Below are 17,711 nucleotides of genomic sequence, written 5' to 3'. Positions count from 1 at the left end.
CGCGATTGAGGAAGAGCAAGGCGTCACCCACAAGACGTTGGAGGAAAAATGCCCGATACCGAGAAGAAGCAGCGGCCGGTTACATCAGTGACCGACAACGAGGCCCTTGAGTTCCACGCCATGGGGCGGCCCGGAAAGCTGGAGATCAACGCCACGAAGCCGATGGCAACGCAGCGCGATCTGTCGCTCGCCTATTCGCCCGGCGTTGCCGTACCAGTGAAGGCAATCGCCGCCGATCCCGCTACCGCCTACGACTACACGACGCGTGGCAACATGGTCGCGGTGATCTCCAACGGTACGGCAATCCTCGGTCTTGGCAATCTCGGCGCGCTGGCCTCGAAGCCGGTGATGGAGGGCAAATCGGTGCTCTTCAAGCGCTTCGCCGACGTCGATTCCATCGACCTGGAAGTCGACACCGAGAACGTCGACGAGTTCATCAACTGCGTCCGTTTTCTCGGGCCTTCGTTCGGCGGCATCAACCTTGAAGACATCAAGGCGCCCGACTGTTTCATCATCGAGCAGCGCCTGCGCGAGCTGATGGACATTCCGGTCTTTCACGACGACCAGCACGGCACGGCGATCATTGCCGCCGCCGGTCTCATCAACGCGCTGGAATTGACCGGTCGCGACCTGAAGACGACGAAGCTCGTCTGCAACGGCGCGGGTGCAGCAGCGATCGCCTGCGTCGAGCTGATCAAGGCCATGGGCTTCGCGCCCGAAAATATCGTCCTTTGTGACACCAAGGGCGTGATCTACCAGGGCCGCACCGAAGGCATGAATCAGTGGAAGTCGGCGCATGCGGTCAAGACCAAGGCGCGCACGCTCGAGGAAGCGATGAAGGGCGCGGATGTCGTCTTCGGCCTCTCGCAGAAGGGCGCCTTCTCCGACAAGATGATCCGCTCGATGGCCGACCGCCCGATCATTTTCGCCATGGCCAACCCCGATCCTGAGATCACCCCGGAAGAGGTCGCCCGCGTCCGCGACGACGCCATCATGGCAACCGGCCGGTCCGACTATCCGAACCAGGTCAACAACGTCCTGGGCTTCCCCTATATCTTCCGAGGGGCGCTGGACGTTCGCGCCACCACTATCAACGACGCCATGAAGATCGCCGCCGTGCAGGCGCTGGCAAACCTCGCGCGCGAGGACGTGCCGGATGATGTTGTTGCCGCCTATCAGGGCAACCGTCCGCGTTTCGGCGCGCAGTACATCATTCCGGTGCCGTTCGATCCGCGGCTAATTTCGGCGATCCCGGTCGCCGTGGCGCAGGCCGCAATTGATAGCGGCGTCGCCCGCAAGCCGATTACCGACATGGCGGCCTATTCCCGCGAGCTTTCTGCCCGCCGCGATCCCATCGCCTCAACGCTGGCGAGCCTCTACGAGCGCGTTCGTCGCCGTCCGAAACGGGTGGTCTTTGCCGAGGCTGAAGAAGAGCAGGTCATGCGTGCGGCAATGTCCTATGCCAACCAGCAGCTCGGTACGGCGATCCTGCTTGGCCGTGAGGACCTGATTCACGCGACCGCCGAACGCGCCGGCATCGATCTCAATCGGCCGGGACTGGAAATCGTCAATGCACGCATTTCAACCCGTGTCGAAGCCTATATCGACTACCTCTATGCGCGTCTGCAGCGCAAAGGTTACCTGCACCGCGATGCCCAGCGCCTGATCCATCAGGACCGCAACCACTTCGCCGCATGCATGGTGGCGCTGGGCGACGCCGACGGGATGGTTACCGGCATCACGCGCAACTATTCGACGGCGCTCGAAGATGTGCGCCGCTGCATCGACATGAAGCCCGGCCACCGCGTCATCGGTGTATCCATCGCGCTCTGCCGCGGCCGCACCGTTTTCGTCGCCGATACGGCGGTTCACGACATGCCGAATGCCGAGGAACTGGCGGATATCGCTGTGGAAGCCGCAGGCTTCGCACGCCGCATGGGCTATCAGCCGCGTGTCGCGATGCTTGCTTATTCGACCTTCGGCCATCCCTCGGGTGAGCGCTCCGAGCGCGTGCGCGAGGCTGTGAAGATCCTCGACAAGCGACGTGTCGATTTCGAGTATGACGGCGAGATGGCGGCCGACGTGGCGCTGAATCGCAAGGTGATGGAGCAATACCCGTTCTGCCGTTTGTCGGGACCCGCCAACGTGCTGGTCATGCCAGCCTTCCACTCGGCCTCGATCTCCACGAAGATGCTGCAGGAACTTGGCGGCTCGACCGTCATCGGTCCGATTCTCGTCGGCCTCGACAAGGCAGTTCAGATCACCTCGATGGGCGCGAAGGATTCCGACATCGTCAATATGGCCGCAATCGCGGCCTACGCTGGATCGTGAAATAGAAACGGAGCGGGAGGCATTCTCCCGCTCCGTCGTTATATCGGTGGAAAATCAGCTCGCGAACCGTCCGGCGTCGGCGCCGTAGTAGTTCAGGTAGCGATCGGAAATGCTGGCAATCGGCAAAACGATCAAAACATCCGTCGTGTTGAAGGCCTTGTCGACGACGGCGGTCGAGCCGACCATGGCGCCGAGGCGGAGATATCCCTTGATCAACGGCGGCAGGGCCATCAGCGCCCGCTTCGGGTTGACTGCTTCAACCGGCATCAGATCCATGTCGCGTGCCAGGTGCGGAAGGGCGCTGACGGCCCACTCGTCCTTGGCGGCGACGTTGTGATGCAGGAAGGACAGCGCCAGAGCATGGCTTTCCGGGTGGATGCCCGGGAAGGAGGCGCAGCCGAACATGGCGCTCATGCCATGCTTCAGCGCATAGGCCCAGTTGCCCTGCCACAGAAGCTCGACCGTGCGCTTGGTGCGGTAGTCGGGCAGCACGCAGGAGCGGCCGAGCTCCATGAACCGCTTATCCGGGTGGCGGGCAAGCAGCTCGTCGATCGCGAATTCCGAAGCCGAGTAAAAGCCACCATTCGCCATGGCGACTTCCTGTCGCAGCAGGCGATAGGTGCCGACGATCTGATCCTCGCTGTCGCCCTCGATCGAGCGATCGAGCACGAGCAGATGGTCGCAGAATGCGTCGTAGGAATCGAAATCGCGCCTGCGGCGCATGGCCTCCGGCGAAAGCTGTGCACCCATTTCGTCGACGAAGACGCGGAAGCGGACGGCCTGGGCAGCATCGATCTCGCTGGCCGTGCGGGCAAGGCGGGTCTCAAGACTGCCGATGCGGCCAAGAATATCGCCTTCCTTCGGTGCAAGCGTGCTAGACGGCCGATGGATCTCGGCGACGGCGTCACAGTTGAGGGCGTCTACTGGCATGGTGATTCTCCCGTTGCCGGCTTTTGACACGCCATAAAACACTTATATGCGACAGGAAAGTGACATCATACAGCCGCCACAGGCAAGAAGCGTGCCGGTTGTTTGATGGCTTACCGCGCTTCCGCGCGGCGGGCCGAAAGCGCAGCAACAGCTTGGACTTCCGTCAGCAACCTTATCGGGTCAACCGGCTTTACCATGACGCGGTTTGCACCATTCAGCAAGACTTGTCTACGGGATTCGTCGCGCTTGTCGGCGGTCAGCACAATGATCGGGACGGGCGGAACATCAAGCCGGCGCTCATGGCCGCGTAGCCGGCCAAGCATATCGATGCCGTCGCCGCCGGGCATGGAAAGATCGCTGATGACGATATCGGGGCGCACGCTTCCCTCTGACAGCGCACGGTCGAGAAGCATCTCGAAATGTTCGACGTGCTCGACGGCATGGCCGGCCTTTTCGAGCATGGCACGGATGAGCATCGCGTTGATTGGATCGTCTTCCGCCAGCAGAATCCGCAAGCCGCTCTGGATTCCTGCTTCGGGGATGGAGACGCTAAACCCGGGCTGGTTGTCGTTGAGCGCATCGCGCTTCTCCATGCCGCGCATTCGGCCACGCAGCACGTCGATCAGCGATTGCTCTCGCAGCGGCCGTATCAGCCAGGCGTCGAACAGGTCGAGTGCATGGGCGTTTCGCTGTTCCGGGTTGACCAAGAAGATCTTGCGCAGTCCCAATGCCGCGATCTCGGCTCGGTCGGCCAGGTGCTCGGCAAACTCCGCCGACATGCGGTGGTCGACGATGATGTCGGTTGGCCGGCGACCGAGAGAGGCCATCGAAAGCAACATCGCATGTGCACTCGCGCCGTCGGTGACAAGGTGACAATCGCCGCCGAGTGTTGCGATCGTCTCTGATATCGCCATGCGTGCCGCGCCGGCAGGCGCCAGCAGCAGCACGACGCTGCCGGCAAGCACGCCGTTGCGGCGGCCGCGGCTTTCCTCTGGAATGTCGATCGGAAAGCGGATGCTGAACTCGCTGCCGGTTCCTCTCTCGCTGGCGACCGTAAGCGAGCCGCCGAACTCGCGCATGATGCGGGCGGAAATCGAGAGGCCGAGACCTGTCCCGGCGCTCTTCTCGATCGGCGTTCCGCCCTGCTCGAACTCACCAAAGATGCGGTTCTGTTCCTCCTCGGTCATGCCAGGCCCGGTGTCGGTGACGCTGATCAGCACATCGTTGCCCTGCAGCGATGCCCGCACGAAAACGCCGCCTGCCTGCGTGAATTTCACGGCGTTGCCGATGACGTTGAACAACACCTGACGCAGGCGCGCTGGATCGAAGCTCATCAATTCGGGCAGGTCGGAGGAAACAGTGGCGCCGATCTCGATACCTTTTTCATGGGCGCGATGGGCGAGCATTTCGACGACGCTCTCGAGCAGCTTGCGCAGCGATTCGGCTCGCGGCCGCAGTTGAAAGCGACCGACTTCGATGGTCGAGAAGTCGAGCAGGTCCTCGACGAGCTGCGTTAAAGCAAAGCCGGATTGGCGGATGCCTGTAAGATAGTTCTGCTGTTCCTGCGTCAGTCGGGTTTCGGTCAGCAGATGCGTCATGCCGAGGATGCCTGAAAGCGGCGTGCGGATTTCATGGCTGACGGTGGCAAGCAGGCGCGACTTGGCAGCGCTGTTGTATTCGGCCTTCTGCCGGGCCTCCTCGCGGGCTTGCGCGGTCAGTCGCTCTTCGGTCACGTCGCGGGCGATGCTCTGCAGCAGCAATCGTCCATCGCCAGGGTCGCGGGTAACGACGTCACGCCAGAAGTAGATACGCTGGCCTTCGGGCGTCGAGATCTCCACTTCGAAGCGATGCGGTGCCGGGCCGGGACGAAAGGCGATCCCGATCTCCTCACAGGTCAGTCCCTCTGGATTGAGCCTGCCGGTCAGCCGGCGAAACGCCTCGTTGGCGCCGACGATACGCCGGTCCATGTTGCGCGTGACGGTAATGTCTCCAAGCGCATCATGGATATCGGCGAAGAGCGCCGCACCCTGGCTCCATATGGATGAGACGCAGGTGGGGTGCTTGCGCGCGGTTCTCTGCCTGGCAGTCGAAAGAATTGCGAGAAGGACCATAGCGGAAAGCGCAGCGGCGCCGAGGCTGATCGAAAGCAGCAGTGGACCGCCCGCCTGTGCCGCGACGACAACGGCGGAGCCGGCAATAGTTCCAAGGCCGCCCAACCACCATGACAGCAGCTTGCGGCCCACGCGTTCACGTTGGAGTGGTGGAGAAACGACCTCGGTTTGATAAGCAACAGCGTCCGAAATCCGCTCGCCGTCGCGATGAGCGGTAAGCCGCCGGAACGCGGCGGCAAGTCTTTCGTGCAATTGACCGAGACCGTGCATGGTGCCGGGATAGCATAACGGCGGTTCTAAATGCCTTCAGCAAACCGCTAAGATTTTAGCGGTTTGCGTTTTTAGGTTGTATCAGCTCGTCTAGAATCACGCATCCCGCGCCGATCGTGATGAAACTGTCGGCTAGGTTGAAGACGGCGAACGACCATGTCTTGGTATGAAACAGGATGTAGTCGATCACGTGGCCGTAGAGGAAGCGATCGATCAGGTTGCCGAGCGCGCCGGCAATGATCAGCGCATAACCGAGATGGGCGAAGGTGCGTTGCTTGTCGGTGCGGTTCCAGAGCCAGATGACGAAAGCGACGATGATCAGGCGCATGCCGACGATAAACCAGCCGTTCATGCCCGACAGCATCGAGAAGGCGACTCCGAGGTTGTAGGTCCGGTAGAGGGCCAGCATCGGGATGAGATGCACCGGCTCCTGCAGCGGCAGCGTATGGTCGACGACGATCTTGACGATCTGGTCGAGCACGACGGCGATGATGATGAAGATCAGGATCGGCAGGGGCCGGGCAAACAGGGTCCGTCGTTCTAGCGTCTGTTCGGTCATTTGGCCTCGTCGAGTGAGAGGAGATGGCGGCGTGCCTCGAACAGCATGACGGCGCTCGCGACGGCAAGATTAAGCGAGTCGGCGCGGCCCTGCTGCGGAATACGGGCAAGCGCGTCGGCTTCCTTGGCAAGATGCTCCGGCAGACCGGATTGCTCGTTGCCCATCAGGATCACCACCGGCTTCATCTTGTAGTCGATCGTGCGGTAATCGACCGACCCGGCGAGGTGCGTCGCGACGACGGAAACGCCGGCGTGCTTCTTCCAGACAATGAATTCTTCAGGCGTGGCACGCGCAACGGGAACGGCAAACACCGAGCCCATGGTGGCGCGCACCGTTTCGAGCGAGAAGGGATCGGTCGTCTCGCCGACGAGGATGACGCCGGAGGCGCCGGCGGCGTCGGCGGTGCGGATGATCGTGCCGAGATTGCCGGGATCGCGGACGCGATCGAGGGCGATCCAGGTTTCACCCCGCTTCGGGTGGATCTCGCGCAATGCTTTCCAGCGGCTTTCGAAGATGCCGACGACCATCTGCGGATTGTCGCGGCGGGTGATTGACGAGATCACCTTTTCGCTGACCTCGAGCACTAGTCCCCCGGAAGCGACAGTCTTTGCAGCCATCTGCTCGACCAGCGGCTTGCCTTTGGCAGCCTTCGCATAGACCAGCGTGCGGATCGTCCAACCGAGGTCGATCGCATCGATCACCAGCTTCAGCCCTTCAGCCATGAAGGTGCCGCTCTGCTCGCGCGTCTTCTTGTCGCTGAGCGCCTTGATATCCTTGATGATGGGATTGGCGAGTGAGGTGACCTCTTTCACGTGCCCGACTTTATGCGGGCCGTGGCCCTTGTGTTCATGGCTCATTTCGGCACCCAGCGGGAGAAAAGGGAGGTGGAGAGCGCGCGTCCCGGCGCCTTGCCGTCCAGCCCGGCCTCGCGAATGACGAGCTCGCCTGACTCGACCACGCCGCCGGCACCGCGCATCGTCTCGCGCATCAGCTCATGGATCGAATAGAAGCTGGCGCGGATCGAATAGGCGGTCAGCACCAGCCCGACCGCCTTGGGCGACAGGATTTCGCGGCAGATGTCGAGCATGACAGGCAAATGCTCGAACAGATGCCAGACTTCGCCATTCGGCCCACGGCCGAATTTCGGCGGGTCGGTGAGGATGATGTCGTAGCTGTTGCCGCGGCGTTCTTCGCGCTGGATGAACTTCATCGCGTCTTCGCAGATCCAGCGGATCGGCGCCTTCTCCAGCCGGCTCAGCGCCTGGTTTTCGCGCGCCCAGCCGATTGCCTTCTTCGACGCATCGACATGGGTAACCTCTGCGCCCGCTGCCGCCGCAACCAGCGAGGCGACGCCAGTGTAGCCGAAGAGGTTCAGCACCTTTAGCGGTCGTCCGGCGGCTTCGACCTGCTGCTTCATCCAGGTCCAGTGGACGATCTGCTCCGGAAAGACGCCAACATGCCGGAAGGAGGTGAAGCGGCCGAGGAAGTCTACGCCGAGCAGGTTGAGTGGCCAGGTCTCGCCGAGCGCTTCCTTGGGAAAGCGCCAGCGCCCGGTGCCTTCCTCGTCGGTATCGCCGGTGAAGACGGCATCGACCTTTTCCCAGGCCTGCTTTGGCAAGGACGGCTGCCACAGCGCCTGGCCTTCAGGGCGTACGATCCGGTAGGGGCCGTATTGCTCCAGCTTCTCGCCATTGCCGCTGTCGATGAGATGAAAGTCGCCTGCGCCAAGGGATTCGAGAATGACGGGCACGCGTTCGGCCGGACGCTCGCCGGTGCGCTCCATCAGCGGTCGCTCGATTGCCGTCGGCACCGAGGCCGGTTCACGCACCTTTTCGCGCGCTGGCGCAGGCTTGGCAGCGGGTTTTGTCGGTCGCTGGCCACGATCGTCGGCGCGGCGCCCGCCGGAGGGGCCGGCGGCGAATTTCTGGCCCGGCCGGCGTTCTTTCTGTCTCAACGTGATCTTCCGCGTGATTCAATTCGATAGAGCTCGTGCAAATAGCATTCCGTTTCACCTTGGCAAAGCGCTTTCCGGCTGTGATAAATTGAGGCAGGTCGAAATGGGAGGATTTCGGATGGACTTGACCGGCGAAGAACGGATCACCGCACCCCGGGATGTCGTATGGGCAGCGCTCAACGACCCTGAGATATTGAAGCAGTGCATTCCGGGCTGTCAGAGCCTGGAGATGAAATCTCCGACCGAGCTGACAACGGTGGTGAAGGTCAAAATCGGTCCGGTTTCGGCAACGTTTAACGGCGAGGTCTTGCTATCCAACATCAAGGCGCCGGAAAGCTATACGATCTCGGGCGAGGGCAAAGGCGGTATTGCCGGTTTCGCCAAGGGCGGAGCCGACGTCGTGCTGAAGGACGACGGTGGCGAAACAATCCTGCAGTACGAAGCAAAAGCCCAGGTCGGTGGCAAGATCGCGCAGCTAGGCGCGCGATTGATCGATTCGACATCGACGAAGCTGGCGCAGCAGTTCTTTTCCAGTTTCAACGCTGCCGTCAGCGCCAAGGCCGCAGAGTAAGGGTCCAAATTGACAGATTTCTCCATTCAGATGCAGCCGCAATCCGTAAAGTGGACCATCAGATCGCCACGCCAGTCGGACTTGGAAACACTGGCCAGCATTTATCTGGCCGTACGTCGTGAAACCTTCGTGTGGGTCGATCCCTCAAGCTTCCGCCACGAAGATTTCCAAGCCCACACGCAAGGCGAAGATCTATGGCTTGCGGAGGCCCCGAATGGGGAGACCGCAGGCTTCATGACGCTATGGCCGCCGGACGATTTCATTCACATGCTCTATGTCAGCAAATCCTGGCAGGGGCAGGGTGCTGGTGCCGCGCTGCTCACGGCGCTGCCGGATTGGCCGCACAACAGGTATCGATTGAAGTGCTTGGTGAAGAACGGCCGCGCGAAGGCCTTCTATCGTTCCAAGGGGTTCGTCGTTACGGGATCAGGCACATCAGCGGAAGGCGACTACGAGGAGATGAGCTTTTATCCGGGCGCGTAGAATCGGCATTCGCCGACCCTACTGCAACTGCGGCTTCTTGAGGAACGCGTTGCGATCGGCGGACCTGATGCGCAGCCACGCCTCGCGGCCATCGCGCAGAACTCGCATTGGGATTTCCGCGCCCGCGGGTCCGCTGCTCCAGACTTTGCGATAGAAATCGGCGAGTCCATCAACTTCGCCATCGCGGATCTCGGAAATGATGTCGCCCCGCCGCAAGCCGGCGTCAGCCGCCGGGCTTCCCTCGGCCACGCTCATCACGACAACATCGCCATTGCTTTCCGCGGAGAAGGCTCCGAGCCATGGCCGCGGCGGCTTGTTCACGCGGCCGCGGGTCATCAGATCGTCGAGAATTGGCGGAAGCAGGTTGATCGGCACGATCATGTTGATATCGGCGACCTCGTCGTTCTGGCTCATCTGCAGGCGCAATGAACCGATCCCAAGCAATTTGCCCTCGGCGTCAATGAGTGCCGCGCCTCCCCAGGAGGGATGCGCGGGTGTCGTGAAGATCGCCTCCTCAAGCAGATATTCCCAATAGCCGGCGAACTCCTGCTTTGCCACAATCCTGGCTTCCACGAACTGGCCGATGCCGTCCGCCAGCACAACGGGGTCGCCGAGGCTGGCTCCGGTGCCATCGCCGAATTCCAATGCCGGCAGGCCGAGATCGCCCAGCGCCTGAAGCAGCCCGAACCCGGTCTCTTGGTCATAGGCGAGCGGATGGGCTGCGATGACACGCCCGTCAAGCGTGGTCAGCCACACTTCCTCGGCCTCGGTGATCAGGTAGCCGATGGTGAGGACCAGTCCGGGCTCCCTGATGACGACGCCGCTGCCTTCCCGGCGTGTGCCGAGCGTGCCGGCGGTAAAGGCATCTTCCGGAATTGAGGAGCGAACGGCCACAACTGACCGCAGGACTTCGTCGATATTCATAGTCTCATCCTCGCAAGGCGCGGCGCGTGTGTCGCGAAACGACTGTGCCTGGCAGATGTGCAGTGGGGCCTATTTTATATAGCTATGGAGGTGGGTCTGCGGCTGCAAGTGTTTGCGCCCCGGAATTTCAGCCTGCGCTCTAGCCTTCGGCCCTGTCGAGCGCGTCACCGCGACGGCAGCTGCCCGACAATTTCCTCGGCGCGGTTTTTGTGGCGATCCGCCTCTGCCTGCCAGCGAACGGCTTCCTTGGCCTCGGTGCGAGCACGCTTGCGGTATTTGCCCTGGTTCAGCCAGGTGGCCGCCGAGCCGACGACGATGCCGATGATCAGCGCGATGAAGATGAACACGAAGAATGGCGCCGACAGCGAGAGAACTCGGTCTTCCGGCAGGAAGGGATTGAAGGCGAGTGTCACGACCTGTCTGTTGGCGACGCAAAAGACGATCAGAATGATTCCAAATGGCAGAAAAATCAATAGGTTAGTGATCTTTTTCGCCATGCTCGGCCTCCGTATTTCAACGCGCGCCGTCTTTGGCGCGGCGCTTTGCTCTGATCAGCAGGATAGTGGGCCGAGAGCCAAGTTCAAGTGCGGGGTTGCCGCAGGCAGCCATATAGCAGCCATGTCTAAGAGGGATCAATCCTCTTCGTCGGCCTGTCCCGGATTGAGGCGCTCGCGAAGCTCCTTGCCGGTTTTGAAGAAGGGAACCCACTTCTCCTCGACGAAAACGGTATCACCGGTGCGCGGGTTGCGGCCGGAGCGGGACGGGCGATTTTTTACCGAGAACGCACCGAATCCGCGCAGCTCGACGCGGTTACCCGCGGCGAGCGCGTCGGTGATCTCATCGAGCACCGCGTTGACGATATTCTCGACGTCGCGATGGTAAAGATGGGGGTTGCGGGCTGCAACTATCTGCACCAGTTCGGACTTGATCACTTTCGCCCCCTTAAATTATTGATTTCTTATCAGTCATGGCCAACCTGCCAAACTGAAAGGAGCCCGTCAAGGAGCAACTTTTGAGGCAGGATTCCGCCGAGATCGCGAGCCTTGGCAAGATCGTCGTAGCCAAGCAGCGCCAGGATCCGAGACGCGCTGTCTGCGAGCAGGAAGGGTGTGCTGCTCTTCTTGTCCCAATCGACCTCAGGCAGGCTCTTGCTGACCTTGCGTGTCTCAAGATAGGCCCTGATCTCGTCATCCCCGCCAATCTGATCGATCAGCTTTGCCTTGAGCGCCTGACGGCCGGTGAAAATCGTGCCGTCCGCGAGCTTCTGCACCTCGTCGCGTGGCAGTTTGCGCCGCTCGGCGACGAGATCGACGAACCAGCCATAGCTATCGATGATCATGTTGTTAATCATCGCCTTGGCCTCTTCGCTTGCCGGATGGAATGGCGAGGGTTCGGCCTTCAACGGTGACGATTTGATTTCTTCCAGCGAAACGCCGATCTTGTCGAGCAGCGGCTTAACCTGCGGATATTGGAAGATCACCCCGATCGAACCGGTGATCGAACTGTCTCCCGCAATAATCATGTCGCCGGCGGTCGCGATCATATAGCCGGCGGAAGCAGCCAGTGTGCGCACGTCGGATACGACAGGCTTCTTGGCGGCAACGGCGCGGATTGCCTTGAAGACCCGCTCGCCGCCATAAGTGGTGCCGCCGGGCGAGGAAATCGAGACGACGACGGCCTTCACCGCGTCGTTCTTTTCAATCTTCTTCAGCCGCTCCAGGAGTTCGTTATCATCGGTGATCAGCCCGGAAATGGTCACATGGGCGACGTGTGGCCGGCGGGTTGCGATGTCGCCGACGAATGCCCGATAGGCGGCAAAACCCAGTGCTACAAGCAACAATACCGCAACGACGCGCCAGAAACCGACCTTTCGGCGAAGCCTGCGGCGATCGGCGATCATCGAACTGTCCATTCATTCCTCCAGGGGCGGCGAGCACGCGCAATCCCGTAAATCTAGGGCCCGAGCGCCGTTCGGACACGTTGATTTACCACGCGTCGGCGCCTTTCTTGCTTGTTGCAGAAAAAAATCCATATTGGCAAGTCAGTGTAATAATGCGAAACGAACTGTGATCGAGCGCGACAATGCCTATATACGTCGCCTGATCACCGACACGGACCTTGTTTATGCTCAACACTTTGAACACCAGCGGAAAGGCTGACTATGTGAAGCCGGAGCGAAGCGCCTATGGTGCTGCGCGCTTCCATTCCGCGCGCGTGCGCCGCCTGAAGATCATCCTTCCGATCGCTGCCGTTGTGGTGTCGTTGGTCTTTATTGGTGTTTCCGTGGTCCGCACCTATCTGCCGGAGAACATCAAGATCGAGGGTGCAAAGATCGAGAACGGCAAGGTGGTGATGGAGAAGCCCGCAATCTCCGGCCGCAATTCGAATGGGGTCAACTATTCGATGCTGGCCGAACGGGCGCTTCAGGATATCAAGAATCCCAACCTGATGACGCTGGAGAACATCAAGGCTGCGGTACCGATGAAGGACGATCTCATTGCCCGCGTCGAAGCGACGGCTGCAGATTACGACCGTTCGACCGATAATCTCGATGTCAAATCACCCTTTGCCATCCTTTTGAGCAACGGGCTGACAGCCAACTTCCAGAGCGCCAAGGTCGACATTAAGGGCGGGAAGCTCACGAGCGAGGATCCCGTAAGTATTCAGAAAGATGGCGCGTCTATTGTTGCACGCTCGATGAAGATGACGGATAAGGGGCAGACGATCACATTCGAGGGGAATGTACGCATGAATGTCGATCCGTCCGCTATTCACAAACAGGGCACTTAACAGCCGGGTCACCATGACAAACGATTGTCGCATTTCTACCCGCAAGGCGGGAGCAGTATTTCTCAGTGGCGCGGTGGCGCTGCTGCTGTTGGCCGGGGGCGCCCTGGCGCAGGCAACGACCAGCCAGATGGACGGTTTGAAGCTGAACAGTGACGAGCCGATCCAGATCGAGAGCGACAAGCTGGAGATCCACGATCAGGAGCACACGGCCGATTTCACGGGCAATGTGAAGGTGGTGCAGGGTAAGACGACACTGCAGGCCGGACATATGACGGTCTATTACAAGCCGAAGGGCGGCGACGCGAATGCGGCCCCGGCGGATGGCGCCAAGGCCGCTTCGGCCTCGATTTCATCGGGCAACGCCGATATCGATCACATCATCGTGACGGACAAGGTGTTCCTGAACTCAGGCACGCAGACAGCCACGGCCGATAATGGTTCCTTCGACATGACCAAGCAACTTTTCATCCTCAAGGGCGATAAGGTGATCCTTACCGATGGACCGAACGTATTCACGGGTTGCCAGTTGACGGTGCACATGGAGACGGGACAGGCACAGTTGGACAGCTGCGGGGGGCGCGTCCAGATTCAGCTTGATCCGAAGTCACAGAAACAGAACTGACCCCGGCCTTACCACGTGAACTTATTCTCGTTATCGACCATGTTCGGCAGGTCCGGGCACCAAGTGGCTGCAGAGACCCCCGCCGGTGACAAGAGCCGTTACCAGGGCACGCTGATTGCGCGCGGTCTGACCAAGACCTATAGCACCCGGCGTGTCGTGAACGGCGTGTCGCTGGTCGTTCGACGCGGCGAGGCCGTTGGCCTGCTGGGTCCGAACGGCGCCGGCAAGACGACCTGCTTCTATATGATCACCGGGCTTGTGCCCGTTGACGAGGGCACGATCGAGATCGACGGCAATGAGGTTACGACGATGCCGATGTATCGCCGCTCACGGCTGGGCGTCGGCTACCTGCCGCAGGAAGCGTCGATCTTCCGGGGATTGACCGTCGAAGAGAATATTCGCGCCGTTCTGGAAGTGCATATCAACGACAAGGCTGCGCGCGAAAAGAAGCTCGACGAGTTGCTCGATGAGTTTCACATTCGTAAGCTGCGCAAGAGCGCGGCCGTATCGCTTTCCGGCGGCGAGCGTCGCCGCCTCGAGATCGCCCGCGCGCTGGCGACCGATCCTACCTTCATGCTCCTCGACGAGCCGTTCGCGGGCGTCGATCCGATCTCCGTCGCCGACATCCAGCATCTCGTTCATCATCTGACGGCGCGCGGTATCGGCGTGCTGATCACCGACCACAATGTGCGCGAGACGCTGGGGCTGATCGACCGCGCTTATATCATCCATGCCGGCGAAGTCCTGACGCATGGTCGTGCCAACGACATCGTCAACAATCCGGAAGTGCGCCGCCTGTACCTGGGCGACAATTTCAGCCTTTGACGCGCTCCGGCGCCGCGGAAATTCACCTTCTGTGACAGTTCCGCTTGACCAAATAGAATAAAAAAGCAATTTTTGGGCCAACTTGGATTTCCGTGGCCTGAGCCCGTGACAGGACGCGGTTTCCCGGAGGAGACGAACGGGAGTTTCGCGTCCGCTATGGCACTGTCGGCCAATCTTTTCCTGCGCCAGAACCAGTCGCTGGTCATGACACCGCAACTGATGCAGTCCATTCAGTTGCTGCAGATGACGCATTTCGAGCTGACGCAGTTCATTGCCCAGGAAGTCGAAAAGAACCCACTGCTGGAGCTTCCGTCAAATGATGCGGACGTAGGCACCGAGCGCAGTGGAGCGGAAGACGAGGCCTATCCACATCAAGCGGAAGAGTCCTCCGATGACGGTTACGACAGCCGCACCGAGGTTTTGTCGGGCGACTGGTACGAGAGTGGCAACGGCGCCGGTGCAAGCCGCCTCAATGATGAGCTCGACGCCAACTATGCGAACGTCTTTCCCGATGATGGCGCCCCGCAGCGTGCCGATGCTCCCGAGCTGATCAGCCAGTGGAAGTCGATGCCCGGCAACGGCGAAGGGGCAGAGAGCTACGATCTTGATGATTTCGTCGCCGGTCAGATCTCGCTGCGCGATCACCTTGCCCAACAATTGCCCTTTATCCTGCCCGACATGTCCGATCGCCTGATCGCCCAGTACCTCGTCGATCAGCTGGACGAGGCAGGCTATCTCCAGGGCGATGCGACGGAAGCTGCCGATAGGCTGGGCGCGAGCGTTGACGATGTCGAGCGCGTGATCGCCGCCTTGCATACGCTCGATCCGCCCGGTGTTTTCGCCCGCAACCTGGCCGAATGCCTGGCGATCCAGCTTCGGCAGAAGGACCGCTTTGACCCCGCGATGCAGGCGTTGGTCTGCAATCTCGAGTTTCTGGCTCGGCGCGACTTCGCGACGCTGAAGCGGCTTTGCGGCGTGGACGAAGAAGATCTGCTCGATATGCTGGGCGAGATCCGCCAGCTCAATCCGAAGCCGGGCGCCGGCTTCGAAGCCGGAATGTCGGAGGCGATCATGCCCGACGTCGTCGTGCGCGCGGGCTCCGATGGCGGCTGGCTGGTGGAGCTCAATCCGGACACGCTGCCGCGCGTTCTGGTCAATCAAACGTATTTTTCCAAAGTCACGAAGAGTGGTGACGATCACGCCTTTCTGTCGGAATGCCTGCAGACCGCCAATTGGCTGACCCGGAGCCTCGACCAGCGGGCCAAGACGATCATGAAGGTCGCAAGCGAGATCGTTCGACAGCAGGATGCCTTCCTGATGCATGGTGTTGATCACCTGCGGCCGCTCAACCTTAAGACGGTAGCCGACGCCATCAAGATGCACGAATCCACCGTCAGCCGCGTGACGTCAAACAAGTACATGCTGACACCGCGGGGGCTCTTCGAGCTCAAGTATTTCTTCAGCGTCTCGATCAGTGCCGTCGAGGGCGGTGACAGCCATTCGGCCGAGGCCGTGCGCCACAAGATCCGGACGCTGATCTTGCAGGAAAGCCCGGATGCCGTGCTTTCTGATGACGATATCGTCGGTATCCTGAAGCAAGGCGGCGTCGACCTTGCCCGCCGTACAGTGGCCAAGTATCGCGAGGCGATGAGTATTGCTTCGTCCGTCCAGCGCAGGCGGGAGAAGCGGGCTTTGGCGAAGGTCGCCGGCTTTTGACTGTTGCCTGAGGCGACCACCGCGTGTATTCCAACGTTCTAATGCATGTGTCTGTTGACATTTTGGTAACTTCTGGCTAGAAGCGCGCCGCAATTGGCGCTGTGGACAGCGTTGGAAGTTATCCCCATCATCCTCAGGGCGCCTGAAGCCGGGAACTTCGGCCGATCTTGCTTGGGGTCGCGCGAAGTGCTTGGATGAGGGTGAGCCTTGGCGTAGACTGGTACTCGCAAACCATCATAAGAAGGGAAACTCCATGAGTGTGCGTGTATCCGGTAAACATATGGAAATTGGTGACTCGTTCCGTCAGCGGATCGAGGACCAAATCGGTGTCGCCGTCACGAAATACTTCGACGGAGGGTATTCCGGTCAAGTGATCGTGCAGAAGGCCAACGCCCGGTTTTCCGCCGACTGCAAGCTTCATCTCGATAGCGGAGTTGTATTGCATGCCGCCGGGGAGGCGATGGATCCGCAGCTGGCCTTCGATGCAGCGTCCGAACGGATTGAGAAGCGTCTTCGCCGCTACAAGCGCAAACTGAAGGATCACCACTCCGGAAATCACCAGAATGGTTCTGCGGAAGTCGCGTATACCGTGATGGGTGGGATGTCGGACCACGACGACGAGATTCCGGATGATTTCGCGCCGGCGATTGTCGCCGAAAGCACCAAGCAACTGAAAACAATGTCCGTAGCGACCGCCGTGATGGCGCTCGACATGACGGACGAGCCGCTGCTGCTTTTTCGCAGCCCCGGCAAGGAACAACTAAACATCGTTTATCGTCGGCACGACGGTAACATTGGCTGGATCGATGCAGCCAGCATCAAAAGCTGAGATCGGGGCGAAGGGCGGCAGTTAGGCTGCCGCTCTCCCTTTCTTGGCGCAGAAGGAAAATAAAATGGCATTGGCAGATTTGCTGCAGCAAAATGCGATCATTCCCGCCCTCAGGGTAAATTCCAAGAAACAGCTCCTCCAGGAATTGGCTGCAAAGGCGTCAAAAGTCACAGGGCTTTCGGAGCGGGAAATTTTCGATGTTGTCCTGCAGCGCGAGCGCCTCGGCTCGACCGGCGTCGGAAACGGCATCGCCATCCCGCACGGCAAGCTCGCAAGCGTCCACTCCATCGTCGGCATCTTCGCACGTCTCGATCAGCCGGTGGATTTTGAGGCTCTGGACGATCAGCCCGTGGATCTGGTGTTTCTGCTGCTGGCGCCCGAAGGCGCGGGCGCCGATCACCTCAAGGCTCTGTCGCGCATCGCCCGCGTGCTGCGCGATCATGATCTCGTCGCCAAGCTGCGTGCGACCGACTCCGCTTCGGCGATCTATGCGTTCCTCAATGAGGAGCAGACCTCGAACGCAGCCTAAGCATTCATATTCCAGCAAAAGGCGCCTGATGCTCAGGCGCTTTTTTTCGTTGTGCGCGAGGCATGGCGCGTCGTGGGAGGGCACCGTTTGACCTGGATGGTATCCGGACTGCGACTGATCCGTCGCTACCTGCAGGCTGGGTTGATGACGGGTGGGATGGAAACGGCACGCCGTGAAGGGACCCCGCAAGGGGGTCCCCTTTCGCCGCTGATGTCAAATATCCTGCTTGACGATCTCGACAAGGAACTGGAACGGCGGGGCCACGCC

18 protein-coding genes and 1 pseudogene are annotated in these 17,711 nt (G+C 60.6%); 10 read left to right on the top strand and 9 right to left on the bottom strand.

Features of this window, described 5'->3' with window-relative positions:
* The first annotated feature begins 48 nt into the window (after window positions 1-48).
* On the top strand, window positions 49-2,331 hold the full coding sequence (locus FHT71_RS20425) for an NADP-dependent malic enzyme (protein ID WP_132591991.1): 2,283 nt from the start codon (window positions 49-51) through the stop codon (window positions 2,329-2,331).
* Between the two features lie 54 nt (window positions 2,332-2,385).
* On the opposite strand, the gene FHT71_RS20420 is transcribed toward FHT71_RS20425, so the two are convergent.
* The 5 genes from FHT71_RS20420 to FHT71_RS20400 all read right to left on the bottom strand — a co-directional run bounded on the left by FHT71_RS20420 (window position 2,386) and on the right by FHT71_RS20400 (window position 8,155).
* On the bottom strand, window positions 2,386-3,261 hold the full coding sequence (locus FHT71_RS20420) for a GNAT family N-acetyltransferase (protein WP_007787759.1): 876 nt from the start codon (window positions 3,259-3,261) through the stop codon (window positions 2,386-2,388).
* A 110-nt stretch (window positions 3,262-3,371) separates the two neighbouring features.
* Window positions 3,372-5,642: an ATP-binding protein gene (locus FHT71_RS20415; RefSeq protein WP_183721674.1), complete on the bottom strand. Its 2,271-nt coding sequence runs from the start codon at window positions 5,640-5,642 to the stop codon at window positions 3,372-3,374.
* A gap of 55 nt (window positions 5,643-5,697) precedes the next feature.
* Window positions 5,698-6,201, bottom strand: coding sequence for a signal peptidase II (gene lspA / locus FHT71_RS20410; RefSeq protein WP_183721672.1), 504 nt, complete (start codon window positions 6,199-6,201; stop codon window positions 5,698-5,700).
* Window positions 6,198-7,058: an RNA methyltransferase gene (locus tag FHT71_RS20405; protein WP_132591997.1), complete on the bottom strand. Its 861-nt coding sequence runs from the start codon at window positions 7,056-7,058 to the stop codon at window positions 6,198-6,200. The genes lspA and FHT71_RS20405 overlap by 4 nt, the downstream gene beginning before the upstream one ends.
* Entirely contained in the window at window positions 7,055-8,155 is a 1,101-nt protein-coding gene (locus FHT71_RS20400; protein WP_132591999.1) for a class I SAM-dependent methyltransferase, read from the bottom strand. Before FHT71_RS20400 ends, FHT71_RS20405 begins: the two co-directional genes overlap by 4 nt.
* Window positions 8,156-8,273: 118 nt before the next feature.
* Here FHT71_RS20400 and FHT71_RS20395 point away from each other — a divergent pair, with 118 nt between their 5' ends.
* On the top strand, window positions 8,274-8,726 hold the full coding sequence (locus tag FHT71_RS20395; RefSeq protein ID WP_132592001.1) for a carbon monoxide dehydrogenase subunit G: 453 nt from the start codon (window positions 8,274-8,276) through the stop codon (window positions 8,724-8,726).
* A gap of 30 nt (window positions 8,727-8,756) precedes the next feature.
* Window positions 8,757-9,209 (top strand): GNAT family N-acetyltransferase, encoded by a 453-nt coding sequence (locus tag FHT71_RS20390; protein ID WP_183721735.1) that lies wholly within the window; start codon window positions 8,757-8,759, stop codon window positions 9,207-9,209.
* 18 nt (window positions 9,210-9,227) lie between these two features.
* Here FHT71_RS20390 and FHT71_RS20385 read toward each other — a convergent pair whose 3' ends face one another.
* From FHT71_RS20385 to sppA, 4 genes are all read right to left on the bottom strand, one after another.
* Complete coding sequence (locus tag FHT71_RS20385) at window positions 9,228-10,133, bottom strand: S1C family serine protease (protein WP_132592003.1); 906 nt, start codon at window positions 10,131-10,133, stop codon at window positions 9,228-9,230.
* A 164-nt stretch (window positions 10,134-10,297) separates the two neighbouring features.
* On the bottom strand, window positions 10,298-10,630 hold the full coding sequence (locus tag FHT71_RS20380) for a DUF1049 domain-containing protein (protein WP_132592005.1): 333 nt from the start codon (window positions 10,628-10,630) through the stop codon (window positions 10,298-10,300).
* A 135-nt stretch (window positions 10,631-10,765) separates the two neighbouring features.
* Window positions 10,766-11,065: an integration host factor subunit beta gene (locus FHT71_RS20375; protein ID WP_003544934.1), complete on the bottom strand. Its 300-nt coding sequence runs from the start codon at window positions 11,063-11,065 to the stop codon at window positions 10,766-10,768.
* A 29-nt stretch (window positions 11,066-11,094) separates the two neighbouring features.
* Window positions 11,095-12,045 carry a signal peptide peptidase SppA gene (sppA, locus tag FHT71_RS20370; protein WP_132592007.1) on the bottom strand — a complete coding sequence of 317 codons (951 nt, stop codon included), beginning with the start codon at window positions 12,043-12,045 and terminating at the stop codon, window positions 11,095-11,097.
* Between the two features lie 212 nt (window positions 12,046-12,257).
* Between sppA and lptC the strand changes: the two genes are divergently transcribed.
* The 7 genes and pseudogenes from lptC to FHT71_RS20335 form a co-directional block, all read left to right on the top strand.
* Window positions 12,258-12,923 (top strand): LPS export ABC transporter periplasmic protein LptC, encoded by a 666-nt coding sequence (gene lptC / locus FHT71_RS20365; RefSeq protein ID WP_183721670.1) that lies wholly within the window; start codon window positions 12,258-12,260, stop codon window positions 12,921-12,923.
* Window positions 12,924-12,936: 13 nt separating this feature from the next.
* Window positions 12,937-13,545 carry an LptA/OstA family protein gene (locus FHT71_RS20360; protein ID WP_183721668.1) on the top strand — a complete coding sequence of 203 codons (609 nt, stop codon included), beginning with the start codon at window positions 12,937-12,939 and terminating at the stop codon, window positions 13,543-13,545.
* 39 nt (window positions 13,546-13,584) lie between these two features.
* A complete protein-coding gene (lptB, locus tag FHT71_RS20355; protein ID WP_132592013.1) occupies window positions 13,585-14,370 on the top strand; it encodes an LPS export ABC transporter ATP-binding protein in 786 nt (261 codons plus the stop codon).
* Between the two features lie 156 nt (window positions 14,371-14,526).
* A complete protein-coding gene (gene rpoN, locus FHT71_RS20350) occupies window positions 14,527-16,086 on the top strand; it encodes an RNA polymerase factor sigma-54 (RefSeq protein WP_132592015.1) in 1,560 nt (519 codons plus the stop codon).
* A gap of 253 nt (window positions 16,087-16,339) precedes the next feature.
* The gene (raiA, locus tag FHT71_RS20345) at window positions 16,340-16,915 is read left to right on the top strand and encodes a ribosome-associated translation inhibitor RaiA (protein WP_007787745.1); all 576 of its coding nucleotides are present in this window, start codon (window positions 16,340-16,342) and stop codon (window positions 16,913-16,915) included.
* Window positions 16,916-16,979: 64 nt separating this feature from the next.
* The gene (gene ptsN, locus FHT71_RS20340) at window positions 16,980-17,444 is read left to right on the top strand and encodes a PTS IIA-like nitrogen regulatory protein PtsN (RefSeq protein ID WP_007529605.1); all 465 of its coding nucleotides are present in this window, start codon (window positions 16,980-16,982) and stop codon (window positions 17,442-17,444) included.
* A gap of 108 nt (window positions 17,445-17,552) precedes the next feature.
* Window positions 17,553-17,711, top strand: a pseudogene (locus FHT71_RS20335) (group II intron reverse transcriptase/maturase); the annotation flags it as partial.

It is taken from the genome of Rhizobium sp. BK060 (genome assembly GCF_014193145.1).
Lineage (GTDB): Bacteria > Pseudomonadota > Alphaproteobacteria > Rhizobiales > Rhizobiaceae > Rhizobium.
Note: the sequence above shows the minus strand (reverse complement) of the source record. Positions and strands in the feature narration are given on the sequence as shown.

Excerpts from the sequence above, each read along its gene's own strand:
- FHT71_RS20425 (WP_132591991.1), top strand. The coding sequence starts at position 49 with ATGCCCGATACCGAGAAGAAGCAGCGGCCGGTTACATCAGTGACCGAC.
- FHT71_RS20390 (WP_183721735.1), top strand. The coding sequence starts at position 8,757 with ATGCAGCCGCAATCCGTAAAGTGGACCATCAGATCGCCACGCCAGTCG.
- FHT71_RS20405 (WP_132591997.1), bottom strand. The coding sequence starts at position 7,058 with ATGAGCCATGAACACAAGGGCCACGGCCCGCATAAAGTCGGGCACGTG.
- FHT71_RS20380 (WP_132592005.1), bottom strand. The coding sequence starts at position 10,630 with ATGGCGAAAAAGATCACTAACCTATTGATTTTTCTGCCATTTGGAATC.
- ptsN (WP_007529605.1), top strand. The coding sequence starts at position 16,980 with ATGGCATTGGCAGATTTGCTGCAGCAAAATGCGATCATTCCCGCCCTC.
- lptC (WP_183721670.1), top strand. The coding sequence starts at position 12,258 with ATGCTCAACACTTTGAACACCAGCGGAAAGGCTGACTATGTGAAGCCG.
- FHT71_RS20395 (WP_132592001.1), top strand. The coding sequence starts at position 8,274 with ATGGACTTGACCGGCGAAGAACGGATCACCGCACCCCGGGATGTCGTA.
- FHT71_RS20360 (WP_183721668.1), top strand. The coding sequence starts at position 12,937 with ATGACAAACGATTGTCGCATTTCTACCCGCAAGGCGGGAGCAGTATTT.
- sppA (WP_132592007.1), bottom strand. The coding sequence starts at position 12,045 with ATGGACAGTTCGATGATCGCCGATCGCCGCAGGCTTCGCCGAAAGGTC.
- lspA (WP_183721672.1), bottom strand. The coding sequence starts at position 6,201 with ATGACCGAACAGACGCTAGAACGACGGACCCTGTTTGCCCGGCCCCTG.
- rpoN (WP_132592015.1), top strand. The coding sequence starts at position 14,527 with ATGGCACTGTCGGCCAATCTTTTCCTGCGCCAGAACCAGTCGCTGGTC.
- FHT71_RS20385 (WP_132592003.1), bottom strand. The coding sequence starts at position 10,133 with ATGAATATCGACGAAGTCCTGCGGTCAGTTGTGGCCGTTCGCTCCTCA.
- raiA (WP_007787745.1), top strand. The coding sequence starts at position 16,340 with ATGAGTGTGCGTGTATCCGGTAAACATATGGAAATTGGTGACTCGTTC.
- FHT71_RS20420 (WP_007787759.1), bottom strand. The coding sequence starts at position 3,261 with ATGCCAGTAGACGCCCTCAACTGTGACGCCGTCGCCGAGATCCATCGG.
- lptB (WP_132592013.1), top strand. The coding sequence starts at position 13,585 with ATGTTCGGCAGGTCCGGGCACCAAGTGGCTGCAGAGACCCCCGCCGGT.
- FHT71_RS20415 (WP_183721674.1), bottom strand. The coding sequence starts at position 5,642 with ATGCACGGTCTCGGTCAATTGCACGAAAGACTTGCCGCCGCGTTCCGG.